The sequence below is a fragment of the Microcystis sp. M079S1 genome (assembly GCF_020246425.1).
Classification (GTDB): Bacteria; Cyanobacteriota; Cyanobacteriia; order Cyanobacteriales; family Microcystaceae; genus Microcystis; species Microcystis aeruginosa.
The window spans coordinates 1-17117 of sequence record NZ_JADBSZ010000139.1; the positions used below are offsets into that span (position 1 = coordinate 1).

21 protein-coding genes and 2 pseudogenes are annotated in these 17117 nt (G+C 44.2%); 10 read left to right on the forward strand and 13 right to left on the reverse strand.

Going from position 1 to position 17117, the window contains the following annotated elements:
* Positions 1 to 128 precede the first annotated feature (128 nt).
* The 4 genes and pseudogenes from IM456_RS09065 (at position 129) to IM456_RS09080 (ending at position 2095) form a co-directional block, all read left to right on the forward strand.
* Positions 129 to 1166 carry an AAA family ATPase gene (locus IM456_RS09065; RefSeq protein WP_149985582.1) on the forward strand — a complete coding sequence of 346 codons (1038 nt, stop codon included), beginning with the start codon at positions 129 to 131 and terminating at the stop codon, positions 1164 to 1166.
* Positions 1163 to 1420 (forward strand): hypothetical protein, encoded by a 258-nt coding sequence (locus IM456_RS09070; protein WP_287693168.1) that lies wholly within the window; start codon positions 1163 to 1165, stop codon positions 1418 to 1420. The genes IM456_RS09065 and IM456_RS09070 overlap by 4 nt, the downstream gene beginning before the upstream one ends.
* 134 nt (positions 1421 to 1554) lie before the next feature.
* A complete protein-coding gene (locus tag IM456_RS09075; RefSeq protein ID WP_045362883.1) occupies positions 1555 to 1803 on the forward strand; it encodes a hypothetical protein in 249 nt (82 codons plus the stop codon).
* A gap of 58 nt (positions 1804 to 1861) precedes the next feature.
* A pseudogene (locus tag IM456_RS09080) lies at positions 1862 to 2095 on the forward strand (type II toxin-antitoxin system RelE/ParE family toxin).
* Between the two features lie 39 nt (positions 2096 to 2134).
* On the opposite strand, the gene IM456_RS09085 reads toward IM456_RS09080, so the two are convergent.
* The 4 genes from IM456_RS09085 to IM456_RS09100 form a co-directional block, all read right to left on the reverse strand.
* Positions 2135 to 2626, reverse strand: coding sequence for a DUF29 domain-containing protein (locus IM456_RS09085; RefSeq protein ID WP_149985581.1), 492 nt, complete (start codon positions 2624 to 2626; stop codon positions 2135 to 2137).
* Between the two features lie 54 nt (positions 2627 to 2680).
* Positions 2681 to 4894 carry a photosystem I core protein PsaB gene (gene psaB / locus IM456_RS09090; protein ID WP_002770787.1) on the reverse strand — a complete coding sequence of 738 codons (2214 nt, stop codon included), beginning with the start codon at positions 4892 to 4894 and terminating at the stop codon, positions 2681 to 2683.
* Between the two features lie 178 nt (positions 4895 to 5072).
* A complete protein-coding gene (psaA, locus tag IM456_RS09095; protein WP_149985580.1) occupies positions 5073 to 7319 on the reverse strand; it encodes a photosystem I core protein PsaA in 2247 nt (748 codons plus the stop codon).
* A gap of 54 nt (positions 7320 to 7373) precedes the next feature.
* Positions 7374 to 7502 (reverse strand): hypothetical protein, encoded by a 129-nt coding sequence (locus IM456_RS09100; protein ID WP_287693169.1) that lies wholly within the window; start codon positions 7500 to 7502, stop codon positions 7374 to 7376.
* A gap of 284 nt (positions 7503 to 7786) precedes the next feature.
* Between IM456_RS09100 and IM456_RS09105 the strand changes: the two are divergent.
* Both IM456_RS09105 and IM456_RS09110 read left to right on the forward strand, forming a co-directional pair.
* A pseudogene (locus IM456_RS09105) lies at positions 7787 to 9307 on the forward strand (hypothetical protein).
* Between the two features lie 224 nt (positions 9308 to 9531).
* Positions 9532 to 10098 (forward strand): hypothetical protein, encoded by a 567-nt coding sequence (locus IM456_RS09110; RefSeq protein ID WP_149985578.1) that lies wholly within the window; start codon positions 9532 to 9534, stop codon positions 10096 to 10098.
* A gap of 82 nt (positions 10099 to 10180) precedes the next feature.
* Here the strand turns inward: IM456_RS09110 and IM456_RS09115 are convergent, their stop codons facing one another.
* From IM456_RS09115 to IM456_RS09130, 4 genes are all read right to left on the reverse strand, one after another.
* Positions 10181 to 10828 (reverse strand): YqiA/YcfP family alpha/beta fold hydrolase, encoded by a 648-nt coding sequence (locus tag IM456_RS09115; protein WP_149985577.1) that lies wholly within the window; start codon positions 10826 to 10828, stop codon positions 10181 to 10183.
* A gap of 11 nt (positions 10829 to 10839) precedes the next feature.
* Positions 10840 to 11145, reverse strand: coding sequence for a DUF2973 domain-containing protein (locus IM456_RS09120; RefSeq protein ID WP_061430696.1), 306 nt, complete (start codon positions 11143 to 11145; stop codon positions 10840 to 10842).
* Between the two features lie 98 nt (positions 11146 to 11243).
* A complete protein-coding gene (locus IM456_RS09125; RefSeq protein ID WP_081106741.1) occupies positions 11244 to 11651 on the reverse strand; it encodes a DUF2605 domain-containing protein in 408 nt (135 codons plus the stop codon).
* A gap of 15 nt (positions 11652 to 11666) precedes the next feature.
* The gene (locus IM456_RS09130; protein WP_149985576.1) at positions 11667 to 12293 is read right to left on the reverse strand and encodes a TenA family protein; all 627 of its coding nucleotides are present in this window, start codon (positions 12291 to 12293) and stop codon (positions 11667 to 11669) included.
* 230 nt (positions 12294 to 12523) lie between these two features.
* Between IM456_RS09130 and IM456_RS09135 the strand changes: the two genes are divergently transcribed.
* Together IM456_RS09135 and IM456_RS09140 are read left to right on the forward strand one after the other, a co-directional pair.
* The gene (locus tag IM456_RS09135) at positions 12524 to 12730 is read left to right on the forward strand and encodes a hypothetical protein (protein WP_002799562.1); all 207 of its coding nucleotides are present in this window, start codon (positions 12524 to 12526) and stop codon (positions 12728 to 12730) included.
* Between the two features lie 41 nt (positions 12731 to 12771).
* On the forward strand, positions 12772 to 13671 hold the full coding sequence (locus IM456_RS09140; protein WP_149985575.1) for an amino acid ABC transporter substrate-binding protein: 900 nt from the start codon (positions 12772 to 12774) through the stop codon (positions 13669 to 13671).
* 111 nt (positions 13672 to 13782) lie between these two features.
* On the opposite strand, the gene IM456_RS09145 is transcribed toward IM456_RS09140, so the two are convergent.
* From IM456_RS09145 to IM456_RS09155, 3 genes are all read right to left on the reverse strand, one after another.
* A complete protein-coding gene (locus tag IM456_RS09145) occupies positions 13783 to 14127 on the reverse strand; it encodes a HepT-like ribonuclease domain-containing protein (RefSeq protein ID WP_002790755.1) in 345 nt (114 codons plus the stop codon).
* Entirely contained in the window at positions 14124 to 14417 is a 294-nt protein-coding gene (locus tag IM456_RS09150; protein ID WP_002757241.1) for a nucleotidyltransferase family protein, read from the reverse strand. Before IM456_RS09150 ends, IM456_RS09145 begins: the two co-directional genes overlap by 4 nt.
* 198 nt (positions 14418 to 14615) lie before the next feature.
* Positions 14616 to 15338, reverse strand: coding sequence for a PEP-CTERM sorting domain-containing protein (locus tag IM456_RS09155; protein WP_149985574.1), 723 nt, complete (start codon positions 15336 to 15338; stop codon positions 14616 to 14618).
* A gap of 341 nt (positions 15339 to 15679) precedes the next feature.
* On the opposite strand from IM456_RS09155, the gene IM456_RS09160 reads away from it, so the two are divergent.
* Together IM456_RS09160 and IM456_RS09165 are read left to right on the forward strand one after the other, a co-directional pair.
* Positions 15680 to 15925 carry a hypothetical protein gene (locus IM456_RS09160; RefSeq protein WP_002734321.1) on the forward strand — a complete coding sequence of 82 codons (246 nt, stop codon included), beginning with the start codon at positions 15680 to 15682 and terminating at the stop codon, positions 15923 to 15925.
* Positions 15918 to 16169, forward strand: coding sequence for a type II toxin-antitoxin system RelE family toxin (locus tag IM456_RS09165; RefSeq protein ID WP_041804140.1), 252 nt, complete (start codon positions 15918 to 15920; stop codon positions 16167 to 16169). The genes IM456_RS09160 and IM456_RS09165 overlap by 8 nt, the downstream gene beginning before the upstream one ends.
* 160 nt (positions 16170 to 16329) lie before the next feature.
* Here the strand turns inward: IM456_RS09165 and IM456_RS09170 are convergent, their stop codons facing one another.
* Both IM456_RS09170 and IM456_RS09175 read right to left on the reverse strand, forming a co-directional pair.
* A complete protein-coding gene (locus tag IM456_RS09170; protein WP_002750618.1) occupies positions 16330 to 16782 on the reverse strand; it encodes a type II toxin-antitoxin system VapC family toxin in 453 nt (150 codons plus the stop codon).
* Entirely contained in the window at positions 16782 to 17018 is a 237-nt protein-coding gene (locus IM456_RS09175) for a hypothetical protein (RefSeq protein ID WP_008202209.1), read from the reverse strand. Before IM456_RS09175 ends, IM456_RS09170 begins: the two co-directional genes overlap by 1 nt.
* Positions 17019 to 17117 lie beyond the last annotated feature (99 nt).

Genomic DNA, 17117 nt, shown 5'->3' on the forward strand with positions numbered 1-17117 from the left:
AAAAATAGGCTTTTCGAGGGTAATTCTTGTTTTAATTCTCCATGTACGCAGTCTTTAAAAGCCTCTATTTCGTTCCAAGACACGATTAAGAGTGGCTTTTAGGCTAAGTATAATTACTTATCGCGTAAGTGAGATGCTCCCTTTTTCCCGAAATCCAGCTGCAATTTTCCCAAAATCTGAATGTCATTGTCGGGGAAAACGGAACAGGCAAAACTCATCTTCTCAAGATTCTCTATTCGGCACTCGCTACCAGTGGGGAAGAAGGGCGAAAATCTCCGAACGGAACGCCAACAAAAACTTTGTTGCAAACTCGTTTAGCCGATAAACTGATTCATGTATTTCGCCCCGATTATTTAGGAAGGCTCACCCGCAGAAAACAAGGGCGAGAACGATGTGATATAAAATTACACTTTCAAGATAGTCGATTTAATTTTGCTTTCAGTTTCGCAACTAATAGTAAAACAGAAGTCTCCCTAGAGGAAGTTCCAGAGGCTTGGCTTGATGTATCTTCTGCCTATTTTCCTACTAGAGAGCTATTGACAATTTTTCCAAACTTTGTATCTCTATACGAAAGTCATTATCTTGAATTTGACGAAACTTGGCGAGATACTTGCTTACTTCTCGGCGCTCCTTTGCAACGTGGCAATAAGGAAAAACCCATTCAAAAGTTATTGGAACCGATCGAATCGGCGATGGGAGGTTCGCTCGAGTTAGATAAAAATGGGCGTTTTTATCTAAAAAATGAAAGTGGACGATTCGAGATGCCTCTCGTTGCCGAAGGAAATCGTAAATTAGCGATGTTAGCTCGTCTAATCGCCACTGGTGTGTTAATGGAAAAAGGTGTTTTATTTTGGGATGAACCGGAAGCGAATCTCAACCCTATTTTGATCAGAGAAGTCGCTAAGAGCATCGTCAATCTTAGTCATGCGGGTATTCAAGTCTTTCTGGCAACCCATAGTTTATTTTTACTACGAGAACTGGAAATTTTAATGAGCGATCGAGATAACTTTCCCCTGAATACGCGTTTTTTCGGCCTACATTTCTCCGATGGTGCTGTAGTCGTTCAACAAGGAAATACAAGCGATGAAATCGGTGAAATCACAGCCCTTGATCAAGAGCTTGCTCAATCCGATCGCTTTTTAAGTATGGGAGAAGAAAGACGGTGAGGGTTGAAGTGGACGGCATAATCTTTGATTTTCCCGATTCGTGGCAAGTCAGTAAATACGATAATTGGGCTTTTTATCGTCACCATTTCTCTACAATGCTAGATGGAATTAAAGGAGTTGATTTGATTGCGATTGCTCGACAAGATATCTGGTTAATTGAGGTGAAAGATTATCGCCAGTCACGTCGTACGAAAGCTCAATATCTCGCCGAAGAAGTTACCGAAAAAGTTCTCTATATAATCGCGGCTAAGTAGGTAGGCGTTAAAAATTATCAGACACCCCCCTTATCAAGGGTAGGGTTGATTCATGAATCAACCCTACCTTATCAAGGAGGACAGGGGGGATCGAACCTAAAATCCATTTTTAATTTAATTATAACCAGCTACTTATGTTACCAGCGAAGATTAATGCCTCTGACAAATCCGAAGCAAATTTTGCCAGAAAAGTTCTTCAGGGAAAACAATTACAGGTTGTCCTCCATCTTGAACAACCGGAAACACATTCCCGACTTTTTCCCCGCGCCATTAACCCTGTAGATGTGCAGCAAAAACTGAGAAGATTAATTAAGCCGATCGCTCCTCATCCAAAGGTAGTAGAATCTACTCGGATGCAGAGTGTACCGTGGAGTGTAATTTAATTCTCATATTCTCAACTGGCAAATTAATATAACTCATTCCACCTTAATTTTAGATCAAATGAAATTAGTTGCTGACAAGAGTTTTAAAAGAGCATTTAAAGAATTTATCAAGAAAAATCCTCAACTTAAATAAAAGTTATTGAGTATCTTAGATTGATTAGAAGCTGATCCCTTTCTTCCTTCTTTAAAGTCTCATAAGTTAACAGGAAGTTTAGAAGGATATTGGTCTTTTTCTGTTGCTTACGATTGTCGTATTATTTTTACGTTTCGTCAAGATACTGAATTGCTATAGATAAGGATAATTTTCTTTCTTGCCTTTAATTCTCGTGTTCTAAACTGGTAAAAAATCAAAATCTATAATTTCGGCAAAGGTATAAGGACAAACTTGCGGAAACCTATCAACAGATAAACCAGTTTTTTTGATCACCGATCGCTTGGCTTTATCATAAATAATATCTAGCCTAGAAGCCCCATAATTGTAGAGGGTTTTTGACTGGAATAAAATTTCTAGTTCTAGACGGAAATTATCGATTTCATCGGCCCATCCCCGGCCACAATTACCTTTTTCAGTCAGCCAATACTGATACATCAATAAATGTTTAACGGTTTGAATTAGATAGCTTTCCACTTTGTTTCTTTGTTCTCTCCCCAAATCTTCTATCTCCGTTAAAAGATGTTCCCAATCTAAATTTTTAATCTCCCCGCGTCGAATTTGTTCGGTGGTTCGCTCAATCCACAAAACAAAGTCCTGATCATAAAGCTGTTTTAATTCTTCCAACTGCATAGATTTTTGAGATTGAGCCGTGTTTTTATGATCAATCATAAACAAAACCCCCCACCAATGGGCGGGGGGTTTTTTAGTCACCTAATTCAAGGTTTAGCCGAACTTGCCAGCAGTGGAAGCGATCAAGAAGGCGGCGTAGGTGAAGATATAGCCAACGGTGAAGTGAGCTAAACCAACCAAACGAGCCTGAACGATCGAGAGAGCCACGGGTTTGTCTTTCCAACGAACGAGGTTCGCCAGAGGAGTGCGTTCGTGGGCCCAAACGATAGTTTCGATCAACTCTTGCCAGTAACCACGCCAAGAGATCAGGAACATGAAACCGGTTGCCCAAACGAGGTGTCCAAAGAGGAACATCCAGGCCCAGACAGAAAGGTTATTAACACCGTAGGGGTTGTAACCGTTGATTAACTGAGCCGAGTTAGCCCAGAGGTAATCGCGGAACCAGCCCATCAGGTAGGTGGAGTTTTCGTTAAACTGAGCCACGTTACCCGACCAGACACCGAGGTGTTTCCAGTGCCAGTAGAAGGTTAACCAACCCAGGGTGTTCAACATCCAGAACATGGCTAGGTAGAAGGAATCCCAAGCAGAGATGTCGCAAGTACCGCCACGGCCGGGACCGTCGCAAGGGAAGGAATACCCGAAGTCTTTTTTATCGGGCATTAATTTGGAACCACGAGCGTCTAAAGCACCTTTAACCAGGATTAGAACGGTGGTGTGTAAACCAAGAGCGATCGCATGGTGAACGAGGAAGTCGCCAGGACCGATGGTTAAGAATAAGGAGTTAGTGCCGCTATTGATTGCGTCTAGCCAACCGGGCAACCAAACATCACCGTAGTTAGGATAGGCGGTGTAGGCGATACTATCGGGGTTAGACAACAGTACGTTCATGCCGTACAGGGTTTTACCCGAAGCTGCTTGCACGAATTGAGCGAACACAGGTTCGATCAGGATTTGTTTTTCGGGAGTACCGAAAGCGACGACCACATCGTTATGAACGTAGAGGCCGAGGGTATGGAAACCTAAGAAAAGGGAAACCCAGCTTAGGTGAGAGATGATCGCTTCTTTATGCTCCAGCATCCGCGCCAGGACGTTATCTTTGTTCGCTTCGGGATCATAGTCACGCACGAAGAAGATAGCACCGTGGGCGAAAGCACCCACCGCTAGGAAACCAGCGATGTATTGGTGGTGGGTATAGAGAGCCGCTTGGGTAGTGTAGTCCTTAGCGATAAAAGCATAAGGGGGTAGCGCGTACATATGCTGCGCCACCAGAGAGGTGATCACGCCTAAAGAAGCCAGGGCCAAACCGAGTTGGAAGTGGAGAGAGTTGTTAACCGTGTCATAAAGATTTTTGTGACCGGCTCCTAACTTACCACTGGGGGGTCTGTGTGCATTAAGGATGTCCTTGATGCTGTGACCGATGCCCCAGTTGGTGCGGTACATATGACCAGCCACAATGAAGATCACAGCGATCGCCAAGTGGTGGTGAGCCATATCGGTTAACCAGAGGGACTCGGTTTGGGGATGGAAACCACCTAAGAAGGTGAGAATCGCAGTTCCCGCGCCTTGGGCAGTACCGAAAATGTGGTTAGCAGTATCGGGGTTTTCCGCATACACACCCCAGTCACCGGTGAAGAAGGGTAGTAAACCCGCCGGGTGGGGGGGAGTGGAGAGGAAGTTGTCCCAACCAACGTGCTGACCGCGGGATTCGGGGATAGCAACGTGAACGAGGTGTCCGGTCCAAGCCAGAGAGCTAACACCGAACAGAGCGGCGAGGTGGTGGTTCAGGCGAGATTCAGCGTTTTTGAACCAAGCGAGGCTAGGACGGAACTTAGGTTGTAAGTGTAACCAGCCAGCAAAGAGGAAAATCGCCGAGAGAATCAGCAGGAACACCGCACCTTGGTATAGGTCTTGGTTGGAGGTCATACCGATGGTGTAGAACCAGTGGTAAACCCCGGAATAGGCGATGTTAACCGGGTTAGAAGCGCCAGCTTGGGTGAAGGCATCTACCGCGCCTTTACCGAACTGGGGATCCCAAATCGCGTGGGCGATGGGACGGATGTTTAAGGGATCTTTGATCCACTGCTCGAAGTTACCTTGCCAAGCGACGTGGAATATAGTACCAGAAGTCCACAGGAAAATGATTGCAATGTGGCCGAAGTGCGACGCGAAAATCTTTTGGTAGAGATTCTCTTCCGTCATGCCATCATGACTTTCAAAATCGTGGGCTGTGGCGATCCCGTACCAAATCCGACGGGTGGTCGGATCTTGGGCTAGATCTTGGCTAAATTTAGGGAATTTAGTTGCCATAGCTGTTTAGGAAATTCTCCTCTCTAAATAACTGAGGCTCTTACACGAGTGCTGGTTATTTCCTTTTTTCAATTCACCTTCTGTAATAGGAAACGCTTACAGAGGTATCGGTCAATCGACGCTGGTTCAGCCTAGTCTTGCCAATCCCCGGGGGACTGGCAAGCCCTTATAGGCAAGTTTAGCCAATCGAGAGACTTCTGGCCAAGAAGAATGCCCAAGTGGTGACAATACCGCCTAAGAGGTAGTGAGCCACACCAACGGCACGACCTTGAATGATGCTCAGGGCGCGAGGTTGGATAGCGGGGGCAACTCTTAACTTGTTGTGCGCCCAGACGATCGACTCGATTAATTCTTGCCAGTAGCCGCGACCACTGAACAGGAACATCAAGCTAAACGCGAAGACGAAGTGACCGGCTAGGAACATGATTCCGTAGGCAGACAGGGCGGAGCCATAGGAATTAATGACTTGCGCTGCTTGCGCCCAGAGGAAATCCCGTAACCAACCGTTGATGGTGATGGCACTTTGGGCGAAGTTACCGAGGGTAACGTGGGTGACAGTGCCATCGGGGGCGACGGTTCCCCAGACATCGGACTGCATTTTCCAGCTAAAGTGGAAGATTACGACCGAGATGGAGTTGTACATCCAGAACAGGCCGAGGAAAACGTGATCCCAACCCGAAACTTGGCAGGTACCGCCGCGACCGGGACCATCGCAGGGGAAACGGAAACCGAGATTCGCTTTATCGGGAATCAGACGGGAACCGCGAGCGTAGAGAACCCCTTTGAGGAGAATCAACACGGTGACATGGATGGTGAAGGCGTGGATGTGATGCACGAGGAAATCGGCAGTACCGAGAGTGATCGGCATCATGGCCACTTTGCCACCCACTGCTACCACGTCGCCACCGAAAGCATAACTAGCGGTAGTGAGAGCGTTAGGAGCGGTGTTGCCGGGGGCTAGGGTGTGGAGACTTTGTACCCATTGGGCAAAGATGGGTTGTAGTTGAATTCCCGTATCCGAGAACATATCTTGGGGACGACCAAAAGCCCGCATGGTGTCGTTGTGAATGTATAAACCGAAGCTATGGAAGCCGAGGAAAATACATACCCAGTTCAGGTGGGAGATAATTGCGTCGCGATGACGGATCACCCGATCGAGCAGGTTATCGACGTTTTTGGCCGGATCGTAGTCCCGTACCATGAAGATCGCTCCGTGCGCTCCCGCACCGACGATTAAGAAGCCACCGATCCAAGTGTGGTGAGTAAACAAGGATAGTTGGGTGGCGTAGTCAGTCGCCTGATAGGGATAGGGCGGCATGGCGTACATATGGTGGGCCACGATGATGGTTAGCGAACCTAAGAGAGCCAGGTTAATCGCTAACTGGGCGTGCCAAGAGGTGGTCAGGATTTCGTACAGTCCTTTGTGACCTTGACCGGTGAAGGGACCTTTGTGGTTTTCGAGGATTTCCTTCATGCTGTGACCGATACCCCAGTTGGTACGGTACATATGACCGGCAATGATGAATAATACAGCGATCGCCAAGTGATGGTGAGCGGTATCGGAAAGCCAGAGACCACCGGTCACGGGGTTCAAGCCACCTTTGAAGGTGAGGAAATCCGAGTAAGCACCCCAGTTAAGGGTAAAGAAGGGGGTCAAACCCTGGGCGAAACTGGGATATAAATCCGCCATCTTGCTCGGTTCGAGAATGAACTCGTGGGGCAAGGGGATATCTTGGGGAGCTACTCCCGCATCGAGGAGTTTGTTCACCGGTAAAGAAACGTGAATCTGATGACCGGCCCAACCTAGGGAACCTAAGCCGAGTAAACCCGCCAAGTGGTGGTTCATCATCGATTCCACGTTTTGGAACCATTCCAGTTTCGGTGCGCTTTTGTGGTAATGGAACCAACCGGCAAACAGCATCAGGCCCGCCATAACTAAACCACCGATAGCGGTGCAGTATAGCTGATAGCTGTTGGTGAACCCGGAAGCACGCCAGAGGTAGAACAGACCAGAGGTGATCTGAATACCGTGGAAGCCACCGCCGACATCGCCGTTCAGGATGCCTTGACCGACGATCGGCCAGACCACTTGGGCGCTGGGTTTGATGGCGAGCGGGTTGGTTAACCAAGCTTCATAGTTAGAAAATTTCGCGCCGTGGAAGTACATTCCACTCAGCCAAACGAAGACAACGGCGAGATGTCCGAAGTGGGCGCTGAAGATTTTCCGAGAAATATCTTCTAGATCGCTGGTTTGACTATCAAAATCGTGGACGTTGGCGTGTAGGTTCCAAATCCAGGTAGTGGTTTTGGGTCCTTTGGCTAAAGTGCGATCAAAATGCCCCGGTTGACCCCACTTCTCAAAGGAAGTAGGTACTGGGTCTTTATCTACAATCACTTTAGCTACCGCTTTGGGGGGGAGTGCCATGAGGATTCTCCTCTCTCGACAATAGACTTAGCGTTTTATTTGAGGATAGATTTTTTAACCTAAAAAAGGCAAGTTGAAATCTGACCCACCTTTTGTTAATGTCGCTTGACTTTCCTCTTGGGTGAGATTCCAGTCGAAAGCATCAATAGTAGATGATAAGTCTTTGTTCTCTTGTCTGTTCATTATGCTTAACAATAATTAAAATTCTCTCAATCCTTGATAGGAGAGACATTTTCTGCTATGGACGGTCTCAGTCAGGGTCAGACCGGTGATTTTTCTTTACAAAAGTTTATCAATTGTCGCTCCAGAAGCCGATTTCCTCTTTTTCTTCCCGATCAGACCATATAGAAAATTCAATAGATAGATTCTCAAAAAACAATCAAACAATTCTGTAAAATTGAGGCCATAACCTCATCTTCTCTCGCTTTTGCTGACACCGGAGCATTCAATGACTCTAGCAAAAATCAATGGTTTGTATAGATTTTGGCCTTGGCTCTAGGAGGAACGTGCTATCCCTACTACATAAATTAATCCCAGTCAAAACCCTTCATATATGTCTTGTGATTGGTTTACTGACCACCCTGTTAACCGCCTGTGGCGATCGCTTGACGGCTACCAATCTCCCCACTTCGGAAACCTCTAATCTTCCCGTCGTCCAAGGCCGCATTTCTGAGGTTGCCCCCCCGGCCCTAATTCAGGAACTGCGCCCCAGTTTAGATCGTTACGCTCCCCAAGTAACGATTCTCAGTCCTCTGGCCGAACAAGTTTTCGATGACCCTCAGGTGACAGTTAAACTACAAGTGTCCGATCTGCCAATTTTCCAAGACGACACCCTGAAATTAGGACCCCACTTGAGCCTAATTGTCGATAATGAACCAGCAGCGGCTATCTACGACCTCAAGCAACCGATTATCCTAGAAAATCTTGCCCCCGGTACTCACACCCTCCGCGTCTTGGCCATGCGGCCTTGGCAGGAAAGTTTTAAAAATGATGGGGCCTTCGCTGAAACGACCTTTCATATTCTGACAAAAACAGGCAAAAATGCCCCTGATAACAACTTACCCCTATTAACCTACAGTAGTCCGCAAGGAATCTACGGTGCAGAACCGATCCTGCTCGATTTTTATCTGAGTAATGCTCCTCTACGTCTGTCCAATACTGCCAACGAGGATAATAGTCTTCAAAATTGGCGCATTCGTGTCACTGTCAACGGTGAAAGTTTTCTGCTTGATACTTGGGAACCAATCTATCTCAAGGGTTTTGCCAAGGGCAATAACTGGGTACAACTAGAATTCATCGATGGTAAGGGAAATAAAATCGAAAACGAGTTTAATACCAGCGTGCGCGTGATTAGCTTTGATCCCTCTTACCGAGACGGTCTTAGTCAATTAGTCCGCGGCGATTTATCCCCTACAATTGCCCGTAGCATTGTTGATCCCAACTATAAAACCATTCCCAGTCTAGAGGAAAAAACTCCCATAGTTGAGGAAGAAACCCCTATAGTTGAGGAAGAAACCCCCGTTATCGAGCCAGAAACCCCTATAGTGGAAGAAACTCCTGTTATTGAGGAGGAAACTCCTGTTATTGAGCCAGAAACCCCTATAGTGGAAGAAACTCCTGTTATTGAGCCAGAAACCCCTATAGTGGAAGAAACTCCTGTTATTGAGCCAGAAACCCCAATAGTGGAAGAAAAACCAGTAGAGACAGAAACAATCGAAAAGGTGGAGGAAACCCCTGAAGCGATCGAATCTCCCTTAACCACCATACCGGAGACAAAGGAGATTAACGAACCGGCCTCTAGTATTTAGCCTCCGGTAGAAGTGGAACCTATTCCCGAACCCCAGAACAATAGCGAGCCAAAAATCACCATTTTTGATCGCATTCAACAAACCTTAAATCGTTTCCAGTTACCCTCTCCCCCAGCAGAAAAAGATATCGAACTACCCATCCTCGATCCTGAATTATTCACCAATATCGATCGATCTTAAAGCCTAGCTTCATCCTGTTTTTAGGGGAAGTGGGGAGGTGGGGAATGGGGGAATGGGGGAATTTCAACTAACACCCTAAAACCCCAACACTCTAAAACCCCAACCCCCAACACCTCGATCGAGAAATTATTAAACAAATATTTCGCAATATAGACAAAATTGGGAACTAAGTTATAATCTAGAACGTCTCTAGGTAATTTACTAACTTTTTGCTTGAGGTAATTGTGTTTAACAAAATTTCCCTTGTCGCTGGTTTTGCCGGTTTAGTTGCCCTAACTACCGTTGGCGCTGTACCCGCACAAGCAGAACCGGAAAATAACGAAATCCTGATCAGTCAACTGCGCGGCCATAACACCTACAGAGGTGAGCCGCAACTTAACCCCGGTGACTATGTACTAGGTCGCGTCCGGGGAACCGTGGGTGGAATTATGTCCATCCAATTGATCAGACCTGTCACAGTGGATGGCAAAGAAATTTTCAGTGGCGACTTTGCCGACGGAACCACCGCTCGTATTGTTGGGGATGCCACCGGTGGTGACGATGTACTATTGCAAGTGGTAGATGGCAAGTTAATTTATGTGGGTAAAGCTCGTCCCTATTGGGTTTCCCGCTTGAAACTAAAATCGGAAATCACCACCAGCAGCAATCGCTCACAACTTTTAAGAGAACTTAACGAAAAACAACCCGCTTGGGGACTTCCCGCTTTACCGCCGGAAACCAGAACCTTTACTGAAGTTGCTCCTCAACCCGCTCCCGAGCCTAGTGTATCTCCTATCCGCGGACTTTGGTAGTGGGAAGACATCAGGAGAAAATTTAATACAAGTGTACCAAGTAAACCCCTCTTTTTTCTATGGAAGGGGGGGTCTTTTTTCGTCAAAAATTGAGAAATAACTGCATTTCAGCCCAGATTCTCGTCATCACATCGGTAAGGGCATGATCACTATCTAATTCGATTAATTTTACCCAAGGACGATTTATGCAATAATGGCGACTATTTTCTAGGGGAATCACCTCATCGGCACGACCATGAATAATCAGGGTGGGGAGCTGCCTGATTAACTTTTCTTGGGGATAATTAGCTAAATCCTCGATAAATTCGTAATAAATTGGCAGAGAACGACGATAACCGTAGTGATAAACCGATAAACTCCCAGATTTTTGCCAATTGGCTAGGGTTTCTGCTCCCAATTGTCCTAACCAAATCGGCCCGAAATTAAAAGCCGGAGCTAATAAAACGAGCCTTTGCACCTGAGAATAAGTTTCTGCCAGCCAAGCTGCCGTTAAACCGCCAAAACTGGAACCAATCAGAGTAACGGGAAGCTGAGATTGTTGAATCAATGGGCCGATTTGGACAATCTGACGAGTGAGAGTTAAGCTAGAAAAGTCATCACCATTAAGATCGGGAATTTCCATTGCTAAACCCCTCTTTTGCCAACAATGTCTCAAAAATTGCGCTTTTGTTGATTGGGGGCTAGAAGCAAAACCGTGTAGATAAATATATCTGTTTTCAAGGACCGCCATTCTAGAACCAATTAGATTTCTTCATCTTGCTCTTTGGTAGCACTGGGAGAAGAATTATAAATGGCATCTAACTGCTGACGAGCATCTTCGACAGTGACAGAACGAATCACTAACAGAGGTTCATTAATCAGCTGTCCGGCCTCGTCCAAAAGTTCCGGATGGGAAGTCATGGGATAACCGTAGGGATTATAGGAATTACCCGATTTAGCAGGACGTTTCTGGGAATCCATGCTGACAGTAATCAGACTACGAATTAAATTATTAATGGTCAAAAAAGCGATAACCGTGAAGGCGAGGATATAGAGTAGGTGTAGCATTGACCAAGTCTCCCATGAATTATGTGTGAATATTCCTAATTGCCAAAACTTTATGCTAAAAATTCGCTCAACTCTCTAGCTTACCAAAAAGTTTCAGGTTAAGCGTCAGTTTGAGGAGATTGATATTCTCCCCAACCCTGTAATCGACGACGACGACTGCTGACACCCCAACACTCTGCCACCAACTGATGCCAAGGCAACAACATCTTGGCCTCGATACCCACCTGACCACCTGTGGTTTTAAAGAGTAAATAAGCCGTGGCCACCTCCTGTTGGGCATTTTTGACTCTTGCCAATAAATCGTTTTGTTCCTCGAGGCTGAGAAAGGATAATCTCTCGGATTCGAGGAGGAGACGGGAACGGGAAAACCAATGGGTGAAATCCTCTAGTAGAGGTTCCAGGATAGTTTTCAGGAGTTCGTTTTCGGTGGGTTGCGAAGGAAACATTATTCTTATAATGACGATTTTGCTTACCTTAATCTTAGCGTTATTTATATTTCTTAACATTGTGACGGGAAAATTTTAAGATTTGCCCCGGCTGTAGGCGGCACTAAAGAAGTCCTGTTCACAACTAAGGGCATAACGATAGGATAAAGAGATATTTTCCGTCATCAGGGCGTATTTATCGGCTAATTCCTCTAACTGGCTTGCTAAAGCGGCGAATTCATCCCCACTATAACTATCAATCCAAGCTTGATAGGGATTCTCAGGAATCGGCTCTAAGGCTAATTGTTGACCCAGATAAGCATAAAGACGCATACAGGGACTCATCGCCACGGCAATCGCACCGATGTCACCCATCCAAGCGGTAGCGAGAAGAAAATCCGTATAGCGACGGGTGGCATTAGCGGGCTGAACCTTTCTCAGGTCAACGCCCCACTGTAGAGCGTAATTTTCGTGTAATTCTAATTCCTTTAATACCCCTGCCGCTAACCGATGAAAGCTAGTGAATCCCTGCCAATCGGGAGCTTTAGCGGCGGCGATACTGTAAGCACGGGCGAAAGATTCCAGAAAAAAAGCATCCTGACCGACATAAAAAGCAAAACAGTCCCGTTTAAGCTCTCCTGTGGCGATACCTCGCACAAAAGGGTGTTCGAGGCAAGCTTGTACTAGATCTTGATGGCTGTGCCAAAGTTGCTGACTAAGCATAGGAAAATACTAATTAGGTGGACAAGGTTGGTTAAGTGGGTGGGTGGAATTAAATATAAGATGAATGTAGGTTGGGTTGAAGCATGAAACCCAACGCCCGCATGGGTTACTGAAAATGGGTAAAACCCCACACCCCACACCCCACACCCTACACCCCTTCATTTCCTTAACCCAAACTGACGCTAACCCTGTTACAATACAGATAACTAACCAAATTTGAATTAAAAACTATGCGACTTAAGCGATGGGAGTCCCCCCGCCGTCAGGGACGTAACGACAAAGGCAAGGGTGGTTCGGCCCGACAGCGACAACTGAAAAAACAATTTAAAATGCTGTCGAAAAAACTGAAAGGGGGAGAGAGTAACATCTCTCCTCTTTTTTTGTCCCCAGCAATCGCCGCTGAAAAATCTTCCTCTGGGAAACTCTCCGTCTCCTGAAACAGTCCCAGACTTGAGCCACTTTCAGATTAGGAAAAAAAATGAAGCGTATACTTGCCGTCATGACAATGACAGTAGCTTTAACCCTCACCAGTAACCATTCTAGCCTTGCCGGAGCAATCTTCGATCGCATTCAAAAAACTGGGGTAATTACTGCCGGCGCTCGTAAAGATGCTATTCCCTTTGGTTTTGTCAACTCCCAGGGCAAGTGGGTGGGTTACAGCCTTGATATGTTAGAGTTAATTCGCAAGGAAACCGAACGGAAGTTAGGAAAACCAATTAAGTTAAAAATTGTTGAGATTACTCCCCAAAATCGCTTTGAAAAGTTGAAAACAGGGGTGATAGATATCGAATGTGGCTCCACTACTTTTACTTGGAAAAGAGAAAATGAAGTGGATTTTTCCGTTAGTTACTTTGCCGGTGGTACTCAATTGCTCACCCGCAAAGGTAGTAATCTCGATGACATCGGTAGCTTGGCAGGCAGACGCATTGGAGTAATTGCCAATACTACTAATGAAGCAGTAATTAAAACTCAACAACCCGCCGCTATTTTGGTCAAAGTTAAAAATCGTGGCGAGGGTTTACAAAAACTAGAAACGGGAGAAATTGATGGTTTTGCCAGTGATGGCATTACCCTAGAAGGTTTAAGGAAAAGTGCTAAAAATCCCAATAATTTAGCCATAGTTCCCTCCTATCCCTACGCCTACGAATCCTATGCCTGTACTTTACCTGAAAATGATTCTAAATGGCGCGATACAGTGAATTATACCCTATTAAAATTCATGGAAGGGATCGTTAGTGACCAACAACAAGCGGTGACAATTTATGAACGTTGGTTTGGTGAAGAGGGTGTTGTTCCCTATTCCAGAGAAACTATTAATGATTATTTTCAAGGCATTGTCAACACCTACGAATGGATTCCTTTAACTGTATTTCCCTAAAATCAAAACCTTTTTAGGGAAAGGTTCAAAAAGGCACTCTTGCAAGTGGGAATAATTATGAATGGGGAAGTGGGAAGTGGGGAGGTGGGTTTTTAAAGGAGGAAGGAAAATTTATTGTAATTTCTCAATGATACTGATAATGATTCTCTTTAGCTGGGGGAGATTGTTTTGAATCACTTTCCAGACGACTTTTTCATCAATTGCCCAATATTCATGAACTAATTTATCCCGCATACCTGCGATGTTTTTCCAAGGAATATTGGGATAATTAACTCTCACTTCATCAGGAATATTTTTGACTGCTTCCCCGATTATTTCAATTAATTTTACTGCCGAAAGAAATATTTCTATCTTAGTTGAAAATTCTGCAAAGCTTAGATCCTGAGTCATCTTTTCTAGTTGACAAATTGCCTCTAGAATGTCTTGCAAGAAATCTCTAAATTCCCGTTGTGTCATACATAAATAACCTCGGATAAAATTCTTTCTCTCCTTCTTCCTTTTAATCCATTTTTACTGATAACATCCGCTTTTACCTTAAGTAAATCACTTAAATAATATTCCAGATCTACTAAATCTAGTAAACTAGGCGGTTCTGTATAATCTATCAGAATATTAACTTCACTATTTTCCTGCACTTCTCCTTTTACATAATCTCCAAAAATACCTAATTCACTGACATGATACTTTTCTTTTACTAAGGACTTAACTTGACCCAAAATCGCTTTAATTTCTTCTAAATTTTTCATGATGCTTACCTTCTAAGATAACGGAAAAGACTTCTACCCTACTGATCAAAATTTTATTTCCTGTATCTGTATTGTAGCAGATAGCGGATGAAAAAATAAACCATCCTCCTTGAAATCATGAGAATTGAGAGAGTTATGCAAAAAATACCCCCTCAACTGACCGAATGAAGAGGCATTTATGGTATTTTAGTGGGCAATTTAGCCTACTTTTGTGGTTTCTTTTTCGGTAGATTGGGATGATTTTAGTTTACGCTTCAGGGTTGAAGCTGCGCCGATAGTGCCGAGAGCGAGGAAGCCTAAAGTAGAAGTGGGTTCGGGAACTGGTTGGACACCCAAAAGTTCGCCATCAAAAGTAACTTCGCTGGCAAGGACCCACGCAGTGCGTCGATTTAGAGTAAGTTGTAGGGAACTACCACTAAAATTTAATCCTGAAAAAGTATAGGATGTTGGCGCTGCACTAGGCGGATCAGTAAGAGTTCCCGAATTGTAATTAGAGCTACCCATACTTAATAATATACTTTGCGGTACGGAAACACCACCATTACCATTTGAGTCATCCACATGGACAGTAACTGAGTTTAACTTTACTGTGCCAGCAAAGTTAAAAGTAATGACAGGATTCCGGTTTTCCCAACCAACATAAGGTCCTGTACCCTCTGCATTTTCTACAACATTCCAGTTTTGTGTAGGAATTATGCCATCAGTTAGATCTCCAACTCCTCCGCTGAGAGGAGCATAATCTAGCGACGTGTTTCCAGTGCCATTATATTTCTTGTCCCAGTATTTAAACAATCCTCCGCCTCCATTTTCCATATCATAACTGATAGGTGTAATTTGAAGAGCATTAGCAGTACCTATTGTTGCCAAACTGATAAGTACGGCTCCCCCAATAGAATTTTTGACAAGTTTAATGAATACCATGATAGATGCCTCAAGACATTGAAGTTGTTAGTGGGATTTAACTGTTTTTTGGCAAAGTTGGCAAAGAGTAAATTGATACGATCGCTTTTTTAGCAGCCAAGTTAACCAGCAGTTTTACCTAACCCTAAAGGGTCAGCAAAGACAACAATACACATTTCCCCCCCCCAAATTGTAGTAAAAGCTACAATTTAACAAATCTTTATATTCCTCTCTTAATCCCGATAAAGAAACCGCAGAACCAAGTCGGTTGTGAACAGCCCACCGCTTTTACCATTTTTGGTTAGTATCTGGATGTGGTATTATTTGAGGTGTGTTCGGATTATCTGATACGATCAAGGTCTATGACAACTTACTATGAAATCCTCAGCCAAATAGAGAATCTTCCCCTTACGGATAAGTTGCGACTTTTAGAGGATTTAAAAACTATCATCAAGCCGACCGTAGCGCCAAAAGATGACGATGAGATCATTCCAGCCGAAGAACTTGCTGAAAGCCAAGCAGCATGGCAAGATTATTTATCCGGTCGAGATACTGGAATCACTTCAACAGAATTAAAATACAAATTATTTGGAGATAAACTTGGCTGATTATATTCTACTTAGACAAGCAGAACGCTCCTTAGAAAGGATGCCTAAAAATGATCAAATTCGTCTTCTTGAAGCTTTGGATACTTTGATTTCGGATTCTACAAAATTAGATATTAAACCCCTTTACGGAAGAGATGAACTAAGATTGCGAGTAGGTAAGTATCGAGTGTTGTTTTTTGAAGATAGAGACAACAATCTATACGTCATTACAACTATTAAACCTCGCGGCGATGTCTATAAATAATACCAGAACTCTTTTCTAGACTGCTGTTTCTCCTTTCGCCATAAGACAGTGATTCACAGAGGAAGGAATTTCATGCGTTTTCCACTGTTTTACTCCTTCTCAGGCGACCTATTGCCTTCCGTGAGGGATTGTGGTGCGGTATGTCGGATTTGCTGCCTAATTATTGGGAATTAATGAAATCTTGAGGATGAACGATGGTAATATTGGGAATAGGGATAAAGTCATCAGGATTAAAGGTTAATAAATGGGTAATGTTAGAAGCTTTCATGACAGCAAGGAGCCTAATATCATGAGTGCGTTTTCCTTTAATGTTGTAGATGGTGACTAATTGAAACCAAAGGGGAAAAATATCCGGCGTTTCTGCAATTAATGTAAAGTTATCTAATAAATCATTGACATAATTTGTAGCTTGTGCTGGAGTCCAACCTAAACCATTAACATCAAGGGGTCGGGTTGCAACTACCCAAAATTCAATTAAAACTTGAGGAATAATAACACATTCATTAGCTGTTTCGACGATTTGAGTAATTACATTATTAGCAAGAGAATAAGTTGCTGAAGACGTATCAGCCGCCCGAAGTAAAATGTTAGTATCCAGTAAATATTGAGTCATTAGTCTTCATACATAGTGTCACGGTGTAAAGCTTCATCAGGTAAATTCGCACTTGTTTTAGGAAGTTTAGCGATTACTTTCTGCCATTTTTGAGCTTTTTCCTGGGGAGTGAGACTATAATCTGGGGAAGGGAGGGAAATTCTTGAGGTGAGAGATTCGGTGAAGGATAACACTTCTTGTTGTTTTTCTAAGGGAAGTTTTCTTAGGTTTTTAATGATAACTTGTTCAATGTTCATTTGACTTAGACTAATAGGCAACCATATCAATCATATCTCATGCCGCAATTTCTCTATATTTAATAAATCTTTACATTCCTCTCCCTAACTAGCGATTAA